The following is a 15,778-nucleotide window of genomic DNA, read 5'->3' as shown; positions in this document are numbered from 1 at the left end:
GGTCCGGTCAGCCCACCGCGGTGAGGGTCAGGATGCCGGTGTAGTCCCCGGCCCCCGTGTCGAGCGGCAGGCGCAGGTCGATCGCGGCCTCGGCCTGGACCGAGCCCTTCGGGTGGCCGGCAGGAGCCGACGCGAGCGTGGAGGACGCCTTGAGGCCCTCGCCCTCGCCCGCGACGACGACGCGGCCGTTGCCCGCGCCCACCGTGTTGTCCCCGGCGAGCGCCGGGCCCCAGCCGAGGTACTTGCCGGAGAACGTCTTGCTGCCCGACGCGAAGTCGCTCACGGACCCGTTGATCGCCCACGCAGGCTGGCCCGCGCGCGTGTCGGTGATCGTCACCTTCGGCAGCACGCCGCTCGCGACGAACGAGCCGTCGCGCACGGTCGCGGTGCCGAGGCTCACGGCCGGGGTACCGCCCTCGATCGTCCAGACGAACTCGCCCGGCTCCTCGGGCTCCTCGACCTCGGGCACGGTCACGTCGATCGGCACGTCGCCCTCGCCGGGCTCCTCGGGCTCACCCGGACCACCCGGGTCGACGGGGCCGGCGTCGACCGCGTAGGTGACGTCGATCGGCAGGGCCGGCTTGAGGTCCTGCATGCCGCCGCAGCCGGTCGAGTAGAAGTGCGGGCGGACGCTGCCCGGCAGCGTGTTGACGAACTCGGGCGCCCACGAGCCCCACCAGCCCGTCGCGGTGCCCGACGCGACGCAGTTGCGCGTCTGCGGCGAGCTGTCGGCGGGGTCGACCTCGATGCCCTGGAAGTCGGGCGTGATGCGGACCGTGTCGGCGTCGACGACATCGACCGAGCCCGGGGAGAACGTCACGAGGTCGAGGCGTCCGTAGCTCTGCTCGTCGACGGGGTTGCCGGACATGTCGATGCCTGCGCCGAGCGTGAACTCCGCGCTGAACGAGCCGGAGCCGTCCGCCTCGACGACGAGCTGCGGGTTCGCGTAGATCTCGTCGGGAGCGCCGAACTGGGCCGGGTAGGCGTTGACCGTGTAGCTGCCGGACCACGCGAGAGCGAGCTCGTGCGTGTCCGCGTCGTACGTGCCGGAGCCCTCGGTGAACTTGACCGCGTTGGGGGTCTTGCCCGCGTGCTCGGCCGGGAACGACGTGGCCGGGACCGGGTCGACGACGTACTCGGACTGCGTCCCGCCGGAGACGCTCCCGACGAGCTGGGCGGCGTCGCCCGTGAGGTTCTTGTACGACCAGGGGCCGAAGATGCCCTTCTGCGCGTAGCCGTTGAGGCCCCACACGAAGGAGGCCCCCTCGACGGTCTGCTCGGCCGCCTGGGCGGGCGCGGCGACCCAGACCGTGCCGAGGCCGATCGCGGCGACGGCGGCGCCGGCGACCAGCCGGTGCGTGGGTCGCGTCCGATGTCTGTGCGTGTGCATGATGTCCTCTCGTGCCGGCCGTGCCGGCTCCTGTGCTCCGTGAGTGGTGCTCTCGTGAGTGGTGGGTGCGCGCGCTGCCCGCGTGCGCGATGCCGGACGAGCCGGCGCGACCGCCCTGCCGTCGGGTCCGGGTGCCAGCCCGGGTCCGACGGCGGGGCGGACCTCTATCCCCGGAAGGGCAGGACGAGCCAGCCCTTCCGGAACCCGACGACAGTGCCCGCGGAGGCGAGCAGCAGCCCGGTGGTCATGAGCGCGAGCCGTTGCGACGGGTCGCGCAGGGCGTCCGCGAGCTCAGGCACGAGCCCGGTGCGCGTTGCGCCGATCGTGGCGGCGGGGCTCGCGAGGAACGCGACGGGCGCGGCCGTGTCCGTCGGCGGTCCGAGCGACGACGGCGCCCGGGGGACGGACGAGCCGCTCCCGGTCCCCGCGCCGGGCCCGGTGCGGACGCCGGGGGGCGTGAGCACGGGGTTGGACACCGTCCCCACCGGCGGCGTCGCCCCGCCGCCCGGCTCCTGCGGGACGGGCGCGTCGGCGTCGTAGCTCACGTACAGCGGCGCCGCGACCTTCGCCCAGTCGCGCTGGCCGCCCGACGTGTACCAGTACGCGGCCTGCCCGGTCCGCACCTGGAACTGCACGAAGCTCGTGGGGAAGGCCCCCCAGTGGGCGGCGTTGTCGCTCGTCCGTGCCGCCTGCCGCACGGTGAGGCCGGTCGCGGCCGTCGTGACGCCGAGGTAGCGCGGCACGGCGCGGAAGCCGGCGCGGTCGCCCAGCAGGACCTTCTCGAGGTCCGCGAGCACGACCTGCGTCGCGGGCAGCCGCTCCCACCGGGTCATGTCCTCCATGGACGTGCCGAACCCGCCCGCGGTCGCGGTGAGCTCGCCCGTGCCGTCGGCCCGGACGGTGAGCACGGGATCGCTGGCCCACCAGTAGGTCAGGCCGCCGTAGAAGACGGTCGTGAAGGTGCCCTTCCACCGGATCGTCGCGGTCCCGGCCTCGGGGTCCACGGTCCCGACGCCGCCGTCGACGACGACCTGCCCGCCCGTGCTGAGGTTGTTCGCGAGCGACACCTGCTGCCCGTCGGGCGCCTGGCACCGCGTCGCGAAGCTCGCGGTGCGCTCCACGCCGGACGCGTCGGTGCGCACGACGCGGACGTCGCCCTCGCTCGCGCGGTAGAAGCCGTGGGCCTCGGTCCAGACCGTGCCGCCGTGCGTGTCGCCGTCTCTCCCGGGCACGCCCGCCATGAGGAAGTTGCAGCCACCGAAGAACGCGGCGCTGCCCGCCTCGTGGTTGAGGCCCCACCGGAGCTGGGCGTCGGACACGGTGAACGGCCCGCCGCCGGCGTCCAGCGTCGGGACCGTCACCGTCACCGGCAGCCCCGCCGAGTCCGGTCGGCCGTCGTCGTCGATGCCCAGCCCCGTACCGAGGCTCCCACCCGTCGCGGTCGCGGCGGCCGCCCCGGGCCCGACCGTGCCCGCGAGCGCCAGCAGCCCGATCCCCGCGAGCGCCGCGACCCGGGCGACCCAGCGCCGCGCGCGCGTCCCGGCGCTCATGCGTGCCGTCCCACGGGCTCACCCTGCGGGACGACCACGGGCGGCAGGCTCTGGGTCGGCGCGTCGTCGCGAGCGTCGACGCGCGGGCCGCCGTGGAAGGCCGGGACCGGTGGTGCCACCGCCCCGCCCCCGGGTCCGACGTCCGCCGTCGCCTCCTGCGCGGCCTCGGCCTCGCCGGACGCTGCCGCGCCCGGGCGCGCCACGCGGCGCCGCCGACGTGCGGAGACGAACGACGAGACGAGCACGAGGAGCAGGACGAGCGCCGCCACGCCGACGGCGATCTCGGCCGGCGAGTACCCCTGCCCGGCGCTCGCGGCGGCCTCGGCCGCGGCCTCCTCCGCGGCCACCGCGGCGGGGTCCTTGCGGACCGTGATCTCGACCTCGGGCGCGAGGCCCGACCCGGCACCCGTCAGGCGGAGGACGTGCGTCCCGACCCGCAGGTCCGCGGGCAGCTCGAGCAGGCCCGCGACCTCGCCCTGGTTCCCGGCCGTGAGCGGCCCGATGGCGAGCACGCCGTCGTCCAGGACCCCCACGACCTGCTCCCCCGGCTGGAAGCCCTGCGCCACGAAGCTCAGCGCGCGGCCCGCGACGGCGGTCGCCTGGTCGACGCCGATCGTCGCCGTGCCGGCCGCGGCCGCGGGTGCGGGCGGTGGCGTGGCATCGCCGGTCTCGCCCTGCGCCACCGTGCCCTGGTCCGCTGCGCCCGGCGTCGTGCCGGCGGCGGTGCCGCCTCCCGCCTGGGCGTCGGTGAACGCGACCGGCGTGAACGTCTCGTTGTTGGCGTTCGGCACGCCGTGCGCGCCGATCGTGATGACCCCGCACTGCACCTCGCGGCAGTCGACGGTCACGGCGTTCCCGCCGCGGTCGAGCGCCTGGAACGTCGGGCCCGGGACCACGAGCCGCGTCGACCACGTCCCGTCCGCGGCGACCACGCCGCCGTTCGCGGCGTACTCCGTGTCCGAGCCCGGGAAGGCGACGAACTTCTGGAAGCCCTGGTTGTCGGCCTGCTCCGAGTCGGGCACGTACCGGTAGTCCGCGCCGGTGCTGCCGCCGCGGCTCGGTGCCCACGACCCGCCCGCGGGGTCGGACACCCAGCCGAAGAACACGTACACGCCGCCGAACGCCCCCTGGATCGACTGGAACCCGGAGCCGCTGAGCGTGAGCGTCGTCGCGTACGTCGCATCAGCCTCCGCGCGGCCCTGGTCGTTCGTCACGGTCACGCGCGCCGCCGCGTGCGCGGGAGCGGCACCGACGACCGTGCCGACGACGGTCGCGGACGTGGTCACGACGAGGGCGAGCAGCGCGGCGAGCGCGATGCGCGCGACGGGCCGCCGCGGGGCGCGGACGGGAGGGTGTGCTGTCGGGATCGTCGAGGTGGTCATGGGAGGGACGGCTCCGGGGTCGGCAGGGTGGCGGTGCGGGCCGGGAGGACGAGCAGCTCGCCGGTCTCGGGGTGGCGCAGCGTGCGCACGGGATGGCGGTAGACGCGGGTCAGGAGGTCGTCCGTGAGCACCTCGTCGGGCGTCCCCACGCCGGCGACCCGACCGCCGTCGAGCACGACGACGCGGTCCGCCCACGCGGCGGCGAGCGAGAGGTCGTGCAGCACGACCACGACGGCGTCGCCCACCCCGGCACGCTCGCGCGCCTGGGCGAGGACGTACTCCTGGTGGCGGATGTCGAGGGCGGCGGTCGGCTCGTCGAGGAGCAGGAGCCGGGGCTCCTGGGCGAGGACGCGCGCGAACGACGCGCGGGCCTTCTCCCCTCCCGACAGGCTCGGGAACCGGCGCGCGGCGAGGTGCAGGACGTCGGCGGTGACGTGCGCGCGCGCCACGGCCTCGTCGTCGTGCTCCTCGCGCGCCGTGCCCCGCCACGGCGCGCGACCCATGCGGACGACGTCGACGACGCGGAACGGGAAGCTGAGGCGCGTCTCCTGCAGGAGCACCGCCCGACGTCGGGCGAGCTCGGCGACGCCGACCGCGGCGAGGGGCTCGCCCTCCCACGCGACGGTCCCGCTCGTCGGCGCCGTGTCGCCCGCGAGGACGCCCAGCAGGGTCGACTTTCCCGCGCCGTTGGGTCCGACGAGCACGAGCACCTCGCCCGCGAGCGCGTCGAGGTCGACGTCCGCGAGGATCGTCGCGCCCTCGATCCGCACGCCGACGCCCCGGGCGGACAGCACGGGCGGGTTCACGGTCGCGGTCATGCCCAGCCCCCCGCCGTACGGCGCGTGCGGCGCAGGAGCCAGAAGAAGAACGGCCCGCCGACGAGCGCGGTGAGCATGCCGAGCGGCAGGTCCGCGTACGGCACCGCGGTGCGGGCGACCAGGTCGGCGCCGGTGAGCAGCACCGCGCCGCCGAGCGCGCTCGCGGGGACCAGCACGCGGTGCCCCGGCCCCACGACCATGCGCACGAGGTGCGGCACGACGAGCCCGACGAACGCGATGATCCCGCAGAACGCGACCGCCGCGCCCGTGAGCAGCGCGACCGCGACGATGCACACGATCCGCAGCCGCTCGACGTCGACCCCGAGGTGGCGCGCGGCGCGCTCGCCGAGCGAGAGCAGGTCGAGCCGGCGCGCGAGCACGACGGCCACGCCGATCCCGACGAGCACGAGCGGCAGGACGATCGCGACGTACGGCCACCGGGTGCCGTTGAGGCTGCCGAGCTGCCAGAAGACGATCTGCTCGCGCGCCTGCGTGTCGCCGAGGAACGTGAGGAAAGCCAGGCCCGCGCCGCACACGGCGTTGACCGCGACGCCCGTGAGGACGAGCGTGACGACCTCGGTGCGGCCCTGGGACCGCGCGAGCGCGTAGACGAGGAGCGTCGTGAGCAGCCCGCCGACGAACGCGGCGACCGCGATGGTCCACGGGCCGAGCACGGTGATGCCGAAGACGATCGTCGAGCACGCGGCGACGGCGGCCCCCGCCGAGACCCCCACGACCCCCGGCTCGGCGAGCGGGTTGCCGAACACGCCCTGCATGACGGCGCCCGCGGTCGCGAGCGCCGCGCCCACCGTCATCGCCATGACGACACGCGGGAACCGGATGGTCCACAGCGCCGCGTCACCGTTGGGGTGCGAGGGCATCGGCCCGACGTCGAGCCCGAGCCGGTGCAGGACCGATCCGAGCACCTCGAACGGCGGCACGTGGAGCTGCCCGATCCCGGCGGAGACCAGCCCGAGGACGACGAGCAGGAGGGCGAGGGCGACGAAGAGCGCGGTCACGCGCGCGGGCCGGGCCGGCGGGAGCGCGACCGGTCCGTCGAGGTCCCGCAGCGTCGCGACGGCCGTATCGGTGGTGGTGTCGGCGGCGGTGGTCGCGTCCCGCGGGACGTGCGTCGTCGTCACGAGGCGCCCCCGGGCGCCGGGGCGTAGATCGCGCGGGCGAGGGCGTCGAGCACGCCCGCGGTGTTCGGGCCGTAGCTGAGGATCTCGGTGTCCGCCATGTCGACGATGCGTCGGTGCTGGCCCGCGGGCGTCTGGGCGATCGCCGGGAGCTGCTCGAGCAGGCCGTCCACGCCGTCGACGGACTCGAGGCCCTTCGTCATCATGAGGAGGAGGTCCGGCTGCATCGCGACGAGGCCCTCGTCGTTAACCGGTCGCATCCCGTCCCAGCCGATCTCGGTCGCGACGTCGACCCCGCCCAGGGCGCTGACGAGCGAGTCCGCGCCGGAGCCGGAGCCGAACAGGTAGTACACCCCGGCCTGACCACGCACGTAGAGGAACGCGATGCGCAGGCGGTCCGCCGGGTCCTGCGGGACGAGCGCCGCGATCTCCGTGAGCTTCGCGTCGATCTCGGCCTGCGTGCGCTCCGCGAGCACCGCGCCCTCCTCGGGGACGCCCAGCGCGTCGGCGACCTGCTGAATCAGCGTGCCGACGTTGTCCAGGTTCCGGTGCGAGTCCACGACGACGACGGGGATCCCCGCGTCGCGCATCTGGAGGACCACGTCCCACGGCCCGAGCGTCGTGTCGGTGATGATCACCGTCGGGGCGAGCTCGAGGATCGCCTCGCCGCTCAGCTCGTGCCCGTTCGTCGTGACGAGCGGCTCGTCGGCGATCTCCTCGAACCCTGACGACAGGTCGCGCCCGACGACGTTGTCCCCCAGGCCGAGCTCGAACACGACGCGCGACGTGGAGCCGTAGAGGTCGAGCGCGAGGATGCGGCTCGTGTCGGTGACGGTGACCTCGGTGCCCTGCGTGTCGGTCACCGTGGCGGGCAGCGTCGGCTGCGGGTCGTCCGCGACGGGATCGACCGCAGCGTCCGCGAGGACCGCGGTCGACTCCCCCACGTACGACCGGGGGTCGTCCAGAGCGTCGAGCTCGGTGAGCGGCGTGGTGTCGACGGCCCCGGCGGCGGCACCGTTGCCGGCCGCGCCGGTCAGGGAGCAGGCGGTCAGGACGGCGAGCACCGCACCGAGGACGACCACCGGGACGGGGCGGGCGCTGCGACGGGCGGGGCGTGAGGACGGGGCGGTGCGGGTCGGACGGGGAGGGTCCTGAGGCATGGGTGCGGTGCTCCGGTTCGGCGCGCTCCACCGGGGGTGCGCACGCGGACGATCTGAAGTAAGCCGTGCCTTACCTTATTTAGTGAAGCCTAACCTGACAAGTATCTGACAGAGCGCCAGAACTGTGGCACCCGTCACCCTGGGCCGCGCCCGCGTCGCTCGGACCGCGCCCACGCACGGCGACGGCCCGTGACCTTGGCAGGTCACGGGCCGTCGCACGAGGTGCGTTCGGGGCGGGTCAGCCCTCGTCGAGCGCGAGGAGGTCCTCGACGGTCTCGCGGCGCACGAGCACCCGGCTCGCGCCGTCGCGCACCGCGACCACGGGCGGGCGGGTCAGCAGGTTGTAGTTCGACGCCATCGAGCGGCCGTAGGCGCCCGTCGCCGGAACGGCGAGGAGGTCCCCCGCACGCACGTCGCCCGGGAGATGCACCTCGTGGACGACGATGTCGCCGCTCTCGCAGTGCTTGCCGACGACGCGCGCGAGCACGGGCTCCGCGTCCGACGCCCGGCCGACGACCTCCGCGTGGTACTGCGCCGCGTAGAGCGCCGGGCGGATGTTGTCGCTCATGCCGCCGTCGACCGACACGTACGTGCGCACGCGGCCGTCGTCGAGCGTCACGGGCTTGACCGTGCCCACGGTGTAGAGCGTGAGGCCGGCCGGCCCGACGATCGCACGACCGGGCTCGATCGAGAACCGCGGCAGCGGCGTGCCGAGCTCCGCGGCCACCGCGTCGACGGCGGCGGCGACGTCCTTCGCCACACGCTCGGGGTCGAGCGCGACCTCGCCGGGGAGGTAGGCGATGCCGTAGCCCCCGCCGATGTCGACCTCGTCGACGAGCACGCCCGAGCGGGCCGCGAGCCGCGCCCGCAGCTCCAGCACCGCGCGCGCGGCGATCTCGAAGCCCGAGGGGTCGAGGATCTGCGAGCCGATGTGCGAGTGGATCCCGAGCAGGTGCAGCTCGGGCCGGGCGACGACGTCGAGCAGCGCGACCATGGCCGGCGAGTCGCCGGCCGGGCCGCCGTCCGCGCCGCGGGGCGCCGCGATCGACAGGCCGAACTTCTGGTCCTCGTGCGCGGTCGAGATGTACTCGTGCCCGCCCGCGTGGACGCCGGTCGTCACGCGCACCATGACGGGCGCGACGACGCCGCGCTCCCCCGCGAGGCGCGCGACCCGCTCGACCTCGACGAGCGAGTCGACGATGATCCGGCCCACGCCCTGATCGAGCGCCCGGCCGATCTCGGCGTCGGACTTGTTGTTGCCGTGCAGCCCGATCTCCGGGCCGGGGACGCCCGCGCGCAGCGCGACGGCGAGCTCTCCCCCGCTCGCGGTGTCGACGCGCAGTCCCTCCTCGCGCGCCCAGCGCGCGACGGCCACCGTGAGCAGGGCCTTGCCCGCGTAGTACACGTCGACGTCCGACCCGACGGCGCGGAACGCCGCCTCGAACGCCGTGCGGTACGCGCGCGCCCGGGCGCGGAAGTCCGCCTCGTCGAGCACGTAGGCGGGCGTGCCGTGCTCGGCCGCGAGCGCGTGGACGCCGACGCCCGCGACCTCGACGACCCCGTCCTCGCCGCGGCGCACGCCCCGCGACCACGGCTCGCCGGGGTACCCCGGCAGACCGGTGCTCACATGCGCTCCGGCGCGGAGACGCCGAGCAGGCCGAGGCCGTTGGCGAGCACCTGGCGCACCGCGTCGTTGAGCCACAGGCGCGTGCGGTGCGTGTCCGTGACCTCCTCGTCCGGGTAGGGCAGGACGCGCTGCGACTTCTGCTGGTACCACGTGTGGTAGTCGCCGGCGAGCGCCTCGAGGTAGCGCGCGACGCGGTGCGGCTCTCGCAGCTCCGCCGCCTGGGCCACGATGCGCGGGAACTCCGTCAGGCGACCGATGAGCGCGGCCTCGCTCGGGTGGCCGAGCAGCGCGGGCTCGAAGCCGTCGGCGCGCGCGACGCCGCGGTCGGCCGCGTTGCGGTCCACCGCCGCCGTGCGCGAGTGCGCGTACTGCACGTAGTAGACCGGGTTCTCGTTCGTCGCCCGCGCGAGCAGGTCGAGGTCGAGGTCGATGTTCTGGTCCGTCGAGGAGCGCGCGAGCGAGTACCGCGCCGCGTCGACGCCGACGGCGTCCACGAGGTCCTCGAGCGTCACGACGGTCCCGGCGCGCTTGGACATGCGCACGGGCTGGCCGTCCTTGACGAGGTTGACCATCTGCCCGATGAGGAGCTGGAGGTTCTTCCCCGGGGTGTCGCCGAACGCCGCGCAGACCGCCATCATGCGGCCGACGTACCCGTGGTGGTCGGCGCCGAGCATGATGATGACCTCGTCGAAGCCGCGCTCGCGCTTGTCGAGGTAGTAGGCGATGTCGCCCGCGATGTACGCGGCGTCGCCGTCCGACTTGATGACGACGCGGTCCTTGTCGTCGCCGAAGTCGGTCGTGCGCAGCCAGGTCGCGCCGTCCTGCTCGAACATGTGGCCCGACGCGCGCAGGCGCTCGACGGCCCGCTCCACCGCGCCCGACTCGTGCAGCGAGTCCTCGTGGAAGTACACGTCGAAGTCGACGCCGAAGTCGTGCAGCGACGCCTTGATCTCGCCGAACATGCGCTCGACGCCCCGCGACCGGAAGACCTCCTGCGCCTCGGCGTCCGGGAGCGTGCGCGGGTCGGGGTCGCCCGCGGCGAGCGCGTCGGCGATCACCGCCTCCGCGATCTCGGTGATGTACTCGCCGCCGTACCCGTCCTCGGGCGCCTCCAGGCCGCGGGCGCGCGCGAGGAGCGAGCGGGCGAACCTGTCGATCTGCGCGCCGTGGTCGTTGAAGTAGTACTCGCGCGTCACGTCCGCGCCGCTCGCCTCGAGCACGCGCGCGAGCGAGTCGCCGACGGCGGCCCAGCGGACGCCACCGATGTGGATGGGGCCGGTCGGGTTGGCCGAGACGAACTCGAGGTTGACCTTCGTGCCCGCCTTCGAGTCGTTGCGCCCGTAGGCCGGGCCCGCGTCGACGATCGTGCGCGCGAGCTCGCCCGCGGCGGCCGCGTCGAGCGTGATGTTGAGGAAGCCCGGGCCGGCGACGTCCACGGCCTTGACGCCCGGGGTCGCGGCGAGCCGCGTCGCGAGGTCCTCGGCGAGGGCGCGCGGCGTCGTGCCCGCCTTCTTGGCGAGCTGCAGCGCGACGTTCGTGGCCCAGTCGCCGTGCTCGCGCTGGCGGGGTCGCTCCACGTGGACGCGCTCGGGGACCGCGGTCGGGTCCAGGGCGAGGGTGCCGTCGGCGACGGCGGCGGCCAGGGCAGCGCTCAGCGCTTCGGAGAGCTCGTCGGGGGTCACCGGGCGATTCTACCGAGGCACGAGCACCCTCCGTCGCGGCATTTCGCGCGAGGCCCGCGGGGCGTCCCGACCACCGGGCGCCGACGGGCGCACGCACCCCGGACGTGCTGGTAGTCTCGTGCATCGCGTCGGCGGACACCGTCGGCGCTCGCCCTCGTAGCTCAGTGGATAGAGCGTCTGCCTCCGGAGCAGAAGGTCGTAGGTTCGAATCCTATCGAGGGCACCGCGCTCCGCTCCGACGAGCCCGGCCCGCCTCCGGCGGCCGGGCTCGCGTCATCTCCGGGCCCGGCCGCTCCCGCGCCCCGTCCCGCGCGCCCGCTACGGTGGGGCCATGACCGACGGCGGCTACGGGGACTTCGAGTTCGAGCGCCGGTTCCTCGTGCGCGACCTGCCCGAGGACCTGCGCGACGCACCGGCGCTCATCGTGCAGAGCTACTACCTCGCCGACGAGGGCTACGCGCTGCGGCTGCGCGCCAAGGTCCCGACCGTGGACGCGACGATGGACCCGGCGACGGACCCCGTGCACCTCCTGGACCGCTACGCGCCCGCGGTCGACCTGTGCACCCTCACCGTCAAGGGTCCGATGGCGGGCGGCACGCGCTACGAGGCGGAGCGCGAGGTCGACGTCGCGGTGGGCGTGCAGATGATCCGCCGTGGCGGCGCACGCGTCGTCAAGACGCGGTACTCGGTCTGGGTCGGGGCGGACGGCTGGGTGGTCGACGTGTTCGGCGGGGCGAACCACCCGCTCGTCGTCGCGGAGTGCGAGCGGACCGGACCCGTGACGGACCTGCAGATCCCCGCGTTCTGCGTCACCGAGCTCACGGACGACCCCCGGTTCTCCAACGACGCCCTCGCGAGCCGGCCCTACGGCGCGTGGCGCGACGACTTCGAGGCCGAGCTCGCGGCGACCGGTCCCCGGTTCCTCCAGGACTTCGGCCGCAACGAGCGGCTCTCCGGCCCGTAGCCACCGCGCTGCGCGCGGCGCCCGCCGGCACCCCGGTCAGCGCAGCGCGTCCGCGGCGGCACACACGGCGGCGACGTCGAACCGGACCGTCCGGCGGTCGACCGGGACCCACCCGGGCTCGTGCCCGAACAGCACCGCCCACGGCAGCGCGCCGGAGGAGACGTGCTCGCGCGCGTGGTCGCGCGCCCGGGCGTCCGCGACCTCCCGCTCGACCGCGTCCTCCAGCGCCACGAGCTCGGCCCGCACGGCCTCGCCCTTCTCCGTGAGGCGACGCGCCCGGCCGGGCTCGAGGTAGCCGTCGCGACGCGCGCCCTGCACGACCCGGCGCGACGCGGCGTGCACGCGGTCGCGGAGGGCGTCGTCCCGGGGGTCGAGCGCGACGCGCGCACCTGCACGGGCGTCGTCGCCCAGCAGCGCGGTCAGTGCGAGGCGCTCGCGCTCGGACGCGGGCGACGCGTCGAGGAGGACGAGCACGGGAGGCGAGCCGGCCGCCGTCGGCTCCACCCGGACGAGGCCGGCGAGCGCGAGACTCAGCACCTGCGCGGCGAGCGCGTGCTCGGGACGGCGCAGGACGACCGCGGCGAGGAGCAGGTCGGCCACGGTTCCGACGATACGGCGGAGAGGGCCGCGGCGGAGGGTGCCGGGCCGCGTCAGGAGTTCTGGATCTCCTCGACGCCCTGGACGAACTCGAAGTGCCACGGCTCGTAGGCGCCGCTGCCGCCGCGCTTGGCCCAGGCGGGGTTGGCCCAGCCGTAGGTGGCACCGTTCTGGTTGATCCACGCGTAGACCTCGCGCGAGCCGGTCTCGACCGAGCACAGGTCGATCGCGAGCCCCCACCCGTGCATCGACCAGCCGGGGGGCGCGGCGAACGCGCCGCGGGAGGACTTGAGCGACACCTGCGTCGAGAGCGTGCGGTACGACGAGACGAGGCACAGGTCACGACCGAACGTCGCCCGGAAGGCCTCGTTCATGGCCGACAGCGAGACCGCGGCGTCGGGCCGCAGGTGCTCGCCCGCCTGCCAGAGCTCGCACAGCGCGTGCTCGTCGAGCTTGCCGTTGGTGCCCGCGGGGCGGACCGTGGGGTCGCAGCCGGGGAGCGGGTCGCGCGCGGCGGACCGGGAGGCGGCCTCGCGCCGCACCTCGACACGGGGCGCGGCCGCGACGCTCTGCGAGACCGCGGGTGCGGTCGACGCGGCGGTCGCCAGGTCGAGTGCGCTGGGACCCAGCGGTCGCGTGTCGGGCTCGAAGGGCGAACCGGTGCCCAGCCCGTCGTCCGCGCCGGCGGAGAGGGGCATCGCGATCGTCGCGGCGGCGAGCGTCCCGAGGACGGCGATGCGCGGCATCCAGCGGTGCTGGCTGGAGACCTGTGCCTGGGGGCGACGACGGCGGGAACCCTGCTCCGCCTCGCGCCGGGCCCGTCGGGACTCGAGGGCGGGTGCGTCGGCCTGCTGCGACTCCACCCGCCACCTGCCTCTCACCCTTCGGGGTGGCTCTCGGGCCACCGACGACCGATCAATCACGGAACAGTAACGAAGCACTCCGACGATGCCAAGTCCCCTGTTCAGGGGCGGGGCCGGAGGCCCGCGCGTGCCTCACGGACGACGCTGCATCGCGTCGCGCACCTCCCCCACGAGCTCTTCGAGGATGTCCTCGAGGAACACGACGCCGAGGGCTCCACCGCCCGCGGGCGCGTCGACGCGCGCCAGGTGCGCGCCCGAGCGCTGCATCGCCCGGAGCGCGTCCTCGACCTCGTCGCCGGGGGCGGCGGCCGCGAGCGCGCGCACGCGCCACGACGGGACGGGGGTCCCGCGCGTCGTCTCGTCCGCGTACAGCACGTCCTTGACGTGGAGGTAGCCCACGAGCTCGCCCGAGACGTCGGCGACCGCGAACCGCGAGAACCCGGTCTTGGCGACGAGGCGCTCGACCTCCTCGGGCGTGCAGCCCTCGGTGACGGTGACGAGGTCCGCGACCGGCACCATGACGTCCTGCGCGGTGCGCTCGGAGAACTCGATCGCGCCCGAGAGGAGACCCTGCTCGTCCCGCAGCACGCCCTCCGCCTGGGAGTGCTCGACGATCGACTGGACCTCCTCTGCGGTGAACGCGGAGGCGACCTCGTCCTTGGGCTCGACCCCCGTCGCCCGGACCGCGTGGTTCGCGAGCCAGTTGAGCGCCACGATGACGGGGCGCAGCACGCGCCCGATCCACACGAGCGGCGGCCCGAACCACATGACCGCCGTCTCGGGACCCGCGACCGCGAGGTTCTTCGGGACCATCTCGCCCAGCACCACGTGCAGGTAGACGACGACCGCGAGCGCGACGACGAACGCGATCGGGTGGGCGAACGACGTGCTCACGCCGAGGGCGTGCAAGGGGTCCTCGATGAGGTGCGCGAGCGCCGGCTCGGCGACCACGCCGAGGCCCGTGGAGCAGACCGTCACGCCGAGCTGGGCGCACGCGAGCATGAGCGACACGTTCTCCATCGCCCACAGGACCGTCTGCGCCCGGCGGTTGCCCTGCGCGGCGAGCGGCTCGATCGCCGAGCGGCGCGCGGAGATGACGGCAAACTCGGCGCCGACGAAGAACGCGTTGCCCGCGAGCAGGAGGACGGCGACGAGGAGCGCGGTGGTCGAGCTCACGACTCCACCTCCTCGGGGGCCGCGCGGACGGAGAGCCGCTCGACCCGCCGACCCTCCATCGCCTCCACGCGCAGCACGACGCGGTCGCGGCCGTCGCCCGCGACGACCTCGTCGCCCGGCTCCGGCACGCGCCCGAGCCGCGCCATGACGAGGCCGCCGAGCGTCTCGTACGCGCCGTCCTCGGGCGCACGGAGCCCGGTGACCTCGGTCAGCTCGTCGGGCCGCATGACGCCGGGGACGAGCCAGGAGCCGTCCGCACGGCGGGCCGCGCCGGCGCGCCGCGGGTCGTGCTCGTCCGCCACGTCCCCCACGAGCTCCTCGACGACGTCCTCGAGGGTCACGACGCCGGAGGTGCCGCCGTACTCGTCGACGACGACCGCCATCTGGAGCCCGAAGCCGCGCAGCTCGACGAGCAGCGGGCCGAGGCGCACGGTCTCCGGCACCCGGGGCGCCTCGACCATGAGCGCCGCCGCCGGGACCTCCTCGCGCCGCTCGTACGGGACGGCGACGGCGCGGCGCAGGTGGACGAGGCCGACGACGTCGTCCCGGTCCTCGCCGATGACCGGGAAGCGGGAGTGCCCGGTCCGGCGCGCGGCGTCGACGACGTCCGCGGCCGTCGCGTCGCGGTCCACGACGACCATCCGCATCCGGTCCGTCATGACGTCGACCGCGCTCAGCTCGTCGAGCTCGATGGAGTTGGTGAGGAGCGTCGCGACGGACACGTCGAGCGTGCCCTCCTGGGCCGAGCGGCGGACGAGCGCGGCGAGCTCGGAGGCCGAGCGCGCGCCCGACAGCTCCTCGCGCGGCTCGACGCCGACGCGGCGCAGGATCGCGTTCGCCGAGCCGTTGAGCACGGCGATCACGGGCCGGAACAGCTTGGTGAACTGGCGCTGCACGGGCACGACCTGCCGGGCCGTCGCGTAGGGCGCGCTGAGGGCGAAGTTCTTGGGGATGAGCTCGCCGAAGAGCATCGAGACGAAGTTCACGACGAGGAGGGCCAGGACCCCGGCGAGGACCGCCGAGGCCGCCTGCCCGAGCGCGGTGGCGCCCAGCCCGGCGCCGAACAGCGAGAGCAGCGCCGGCTGCGCCGTGTAGCCGAGGAGGATCGTGGTGAGCGTGATGCCGACCTGCGCGGACGACAGCTCGGTCGACAGGTGCTTGAGGCCGGCCCGGACGCTACGGTCGCGCCGGTCGGCACGCGGCCTCCCGCCGGAGGGCGGGGATCCGCGTCTGTCGCCCTCCTGGTCGGGGTCGTCACCGACGGGGAGGACGGCGGGGTCGAGGGTGACCAGGGAGAACTCGCTGGCCACGAAGACGGCGGTGCCTGCGGTGAGGAGCACCCCGAGCGCGACCATGACCCAGTCGCCTACCACGAGGTGCTCCACCGATATCGAGAGGTGCTCTTCATCGTGCCGACGATGCTAGCGCCC

At 74.9% G+C, this 15,778-nt stretch carries 13 protein-coding genes and 1 tRNA gene; 2 read left to right on the top strand and 12 right to left on the bottom strand.

Annotation, left to right across the window (positions count from 1 at the left end):
- Positions 1-7: 7 nt before the first annotated feature.
- The 8 genes from ACTJIY_RS10825 to argS form a co-directional block, all read right to left on the bottom strand.
- Positions 8-1,390: an HtaA domain-containing protein gene (locus ACTJIY_RS10825; RefSeq protein ID WP_253053333.1), complete on the bottom strand. Its 1,383-nt coding sequence runs from the start codon at positions 1,388-1,390 to the stop codon at positions 8-10.
- Between the two features lie 164 nt (positions 1,391-1,554).
- On the bottom strand, positions 1,555-2,940 hold the full coding sequence (locus ACTJIY_RS10820; protein ID WP_440674289.1) for a hypothetical protein: 1,386 nt from the start codon (positions 2,938-2,940) through the stop codon (positions 1,555-1,557).
- On the bottom strand, positions 2,937-4,322 hold the full coding sequence (locus ACTJIY_RS10815; RefSeq protein ID WP_440674288.1) for a hypothetical protein: 1,386 nt from the start codon (positions 4,320-4,322) through the stop codon (positions 2,937-2,939). The genes ACTJIY_RS10820 and ACTJIY_RS10815 overlap by 4 nt, the downstream gene beginning before the upstream one ends.
- On the bottom strand, positions 4,319-5,140 hold the full coding sequence (locus tag ACTJIY_RS10810; RefSeq protein WP_353708740.1) for a heme ABC transporter ATP-binding protein: 822 nt from the start codon (positions 5,138-5,140) through the stop codon (positions 4,319-4,321). Before ACTJIY_RS10810 ends, ACTJIY_RS10815 begins: the two co-directional genes overlap by 4 nt.
- Complete coding sequence (locus ACTJIY_RS10805) at positions 5,137-6,210, bottom strand: FecCD family ABC transporter permease (RefSeq protein WP_290445496.1); 1,074 nt, start codon at positions 6,208-6,210, stop codon at positions 5,137-5,139. Before ACTJIY_RS10805 ends, ACTJIY_RS10810 begins: the two co-directional genes overlap by 4 nt.
- Before the next feature lie 68 nt (positions 6,211-6,278).
- Positions 6,279-7,439 carry a heme/hemin ABC transporter substrate-binding protein gene (locus ACTJIY_RS10800; RefSeq protein ID WP_353708739.1) on the bottom strand — a complete coding sequence of 387 codons (1,161 nt, stop codon included), beginning with the start codon at positions 7,437-7,439 and terminating at the stop codon, positions 6,279-6,281.
- A 238-nt stretch (positions 7,440-7,677) separates the two neighbouring features.
- On the bottom strand, positions 7,678-9,066 hold the full coding sequence (gene lysA / locus ACTJIY_RS10795; protein WP_440674287.1) for a diaminopimelate decarboxylase: 1,389 nt from the start codon (positions 9,064-9,066) through the stop codon (positions 7,678-7,680).
- Positions 9,063-10,748 (bottom strand): arginine--tRNA ligase, encoded by a 1,686-nt coding sequence (gene argS / locus ACTJIY_RS10790; RefSeq protein ID WP_440674286.1) that lies wholly within the window; start codon positions 10,746-10,748, stop codon positions 9,063-9,065. Before argS ends, lysA begins: the two co-directional genes overlap by 4 nt.
- 150 nt (positions 10,749-10,898) lie before the next feature.
- Between argS and ACTJIY_RS10785 the strand changes: the two genes are divergently transcribed.
- A tRNA-Arg gene (locus ACTJIY_RS10785) sits at positions 10,899-10,971 on the top strand.
- 108 nt (positions 10,972-11,079) lie between these two features.
- Positions 11,080-11,712 (top strand): CYTH domain-containing protein, encoded by a 633-nt coding sequence (locus tag ACTJIY_RS10780; RefSeq protein ID WP_440674285.1) that lies wholly within the window; start codon positions 11,080-11,082, stop codon positions 11,710-11,712.
- Positions 11,713-11,748: 36 nt separating this feature from the next.
- On the opposite strand, the gene ACTJIY_RS10775 is transcribed toward ACTJIY_RS10780, so the two are convergent.
- From ACTJIY_RS10775 to ACTJIY_RS10760, 4 genes are all read right to left on the bottom strand, one after another.
- The gene (locus ACTJIY_RS10775; RefSeq protein ID WP_253053317.1) at positions 11,749-12,312 is read right to left on the bottom strand and encodes a hypothetical protein; all 564 of its coding nucleotides are present in this window, start codon (positions 12,310-12,312) and stop codon (positions 11,749-11,751) included.
- 50 nt (positions 12,313-12,362) lie between these two features.
- Positions 12,363-13,172 (bottom strand): M15 family metallopeptidase, encoded by an 810-nt coding sequence (locus tag ACTJIY_RS10770; RefSeq protein WP_253053315.1) that lies wholly within the window; start codon positions 13,170-13,172, stop codon positions 12,363-12,365.
- Between the two features lie 132 nt (positions 13,173-13,304).
- A complete protein-coding gene (locus ACTJIY_RS10765) occupies positions 13,305-14,348 on the bottom strand; it encodes a hemolysin family protein (protein WP_440674284.1) in 1,044 nt (347 codons plus the stop codon).
- Positions 14,345-15,721 (bottom strand): hemolysin family protein, encoded by a 1,377-nt coding sequence (locus ACTJIY_RS10760; RefSeq protein ID WP_440674283.1) that lies wholly within the window; start codon positions 15,719-15,721, stop codon positions 14,345-14,347. The genes ACTJIY_RS10765 and ACTJIY_RS10760 overlap by 4 nt, the downstream gene beginning before the upstream one ends.
- Between the last annotated feature and the right edge of the window lie 57 nt (positions 15,722-15,778).

The sequence above is a fragment of the Cellulosimicrobium sp. 22598 genome, from assembly GCF_052044445.1.
Lineage (GTDB): Bacteria > Actinomycetota > Actinomycetes > Actinomycetales > Cellulomonadaceae > Cellulosimicrobium > Cellulosimicrobium cellulans_G.
Note: the sequence above shows the minus strand (reverse complement) of the source record. Positions and strands in the feature narration are given on the sequence as shown.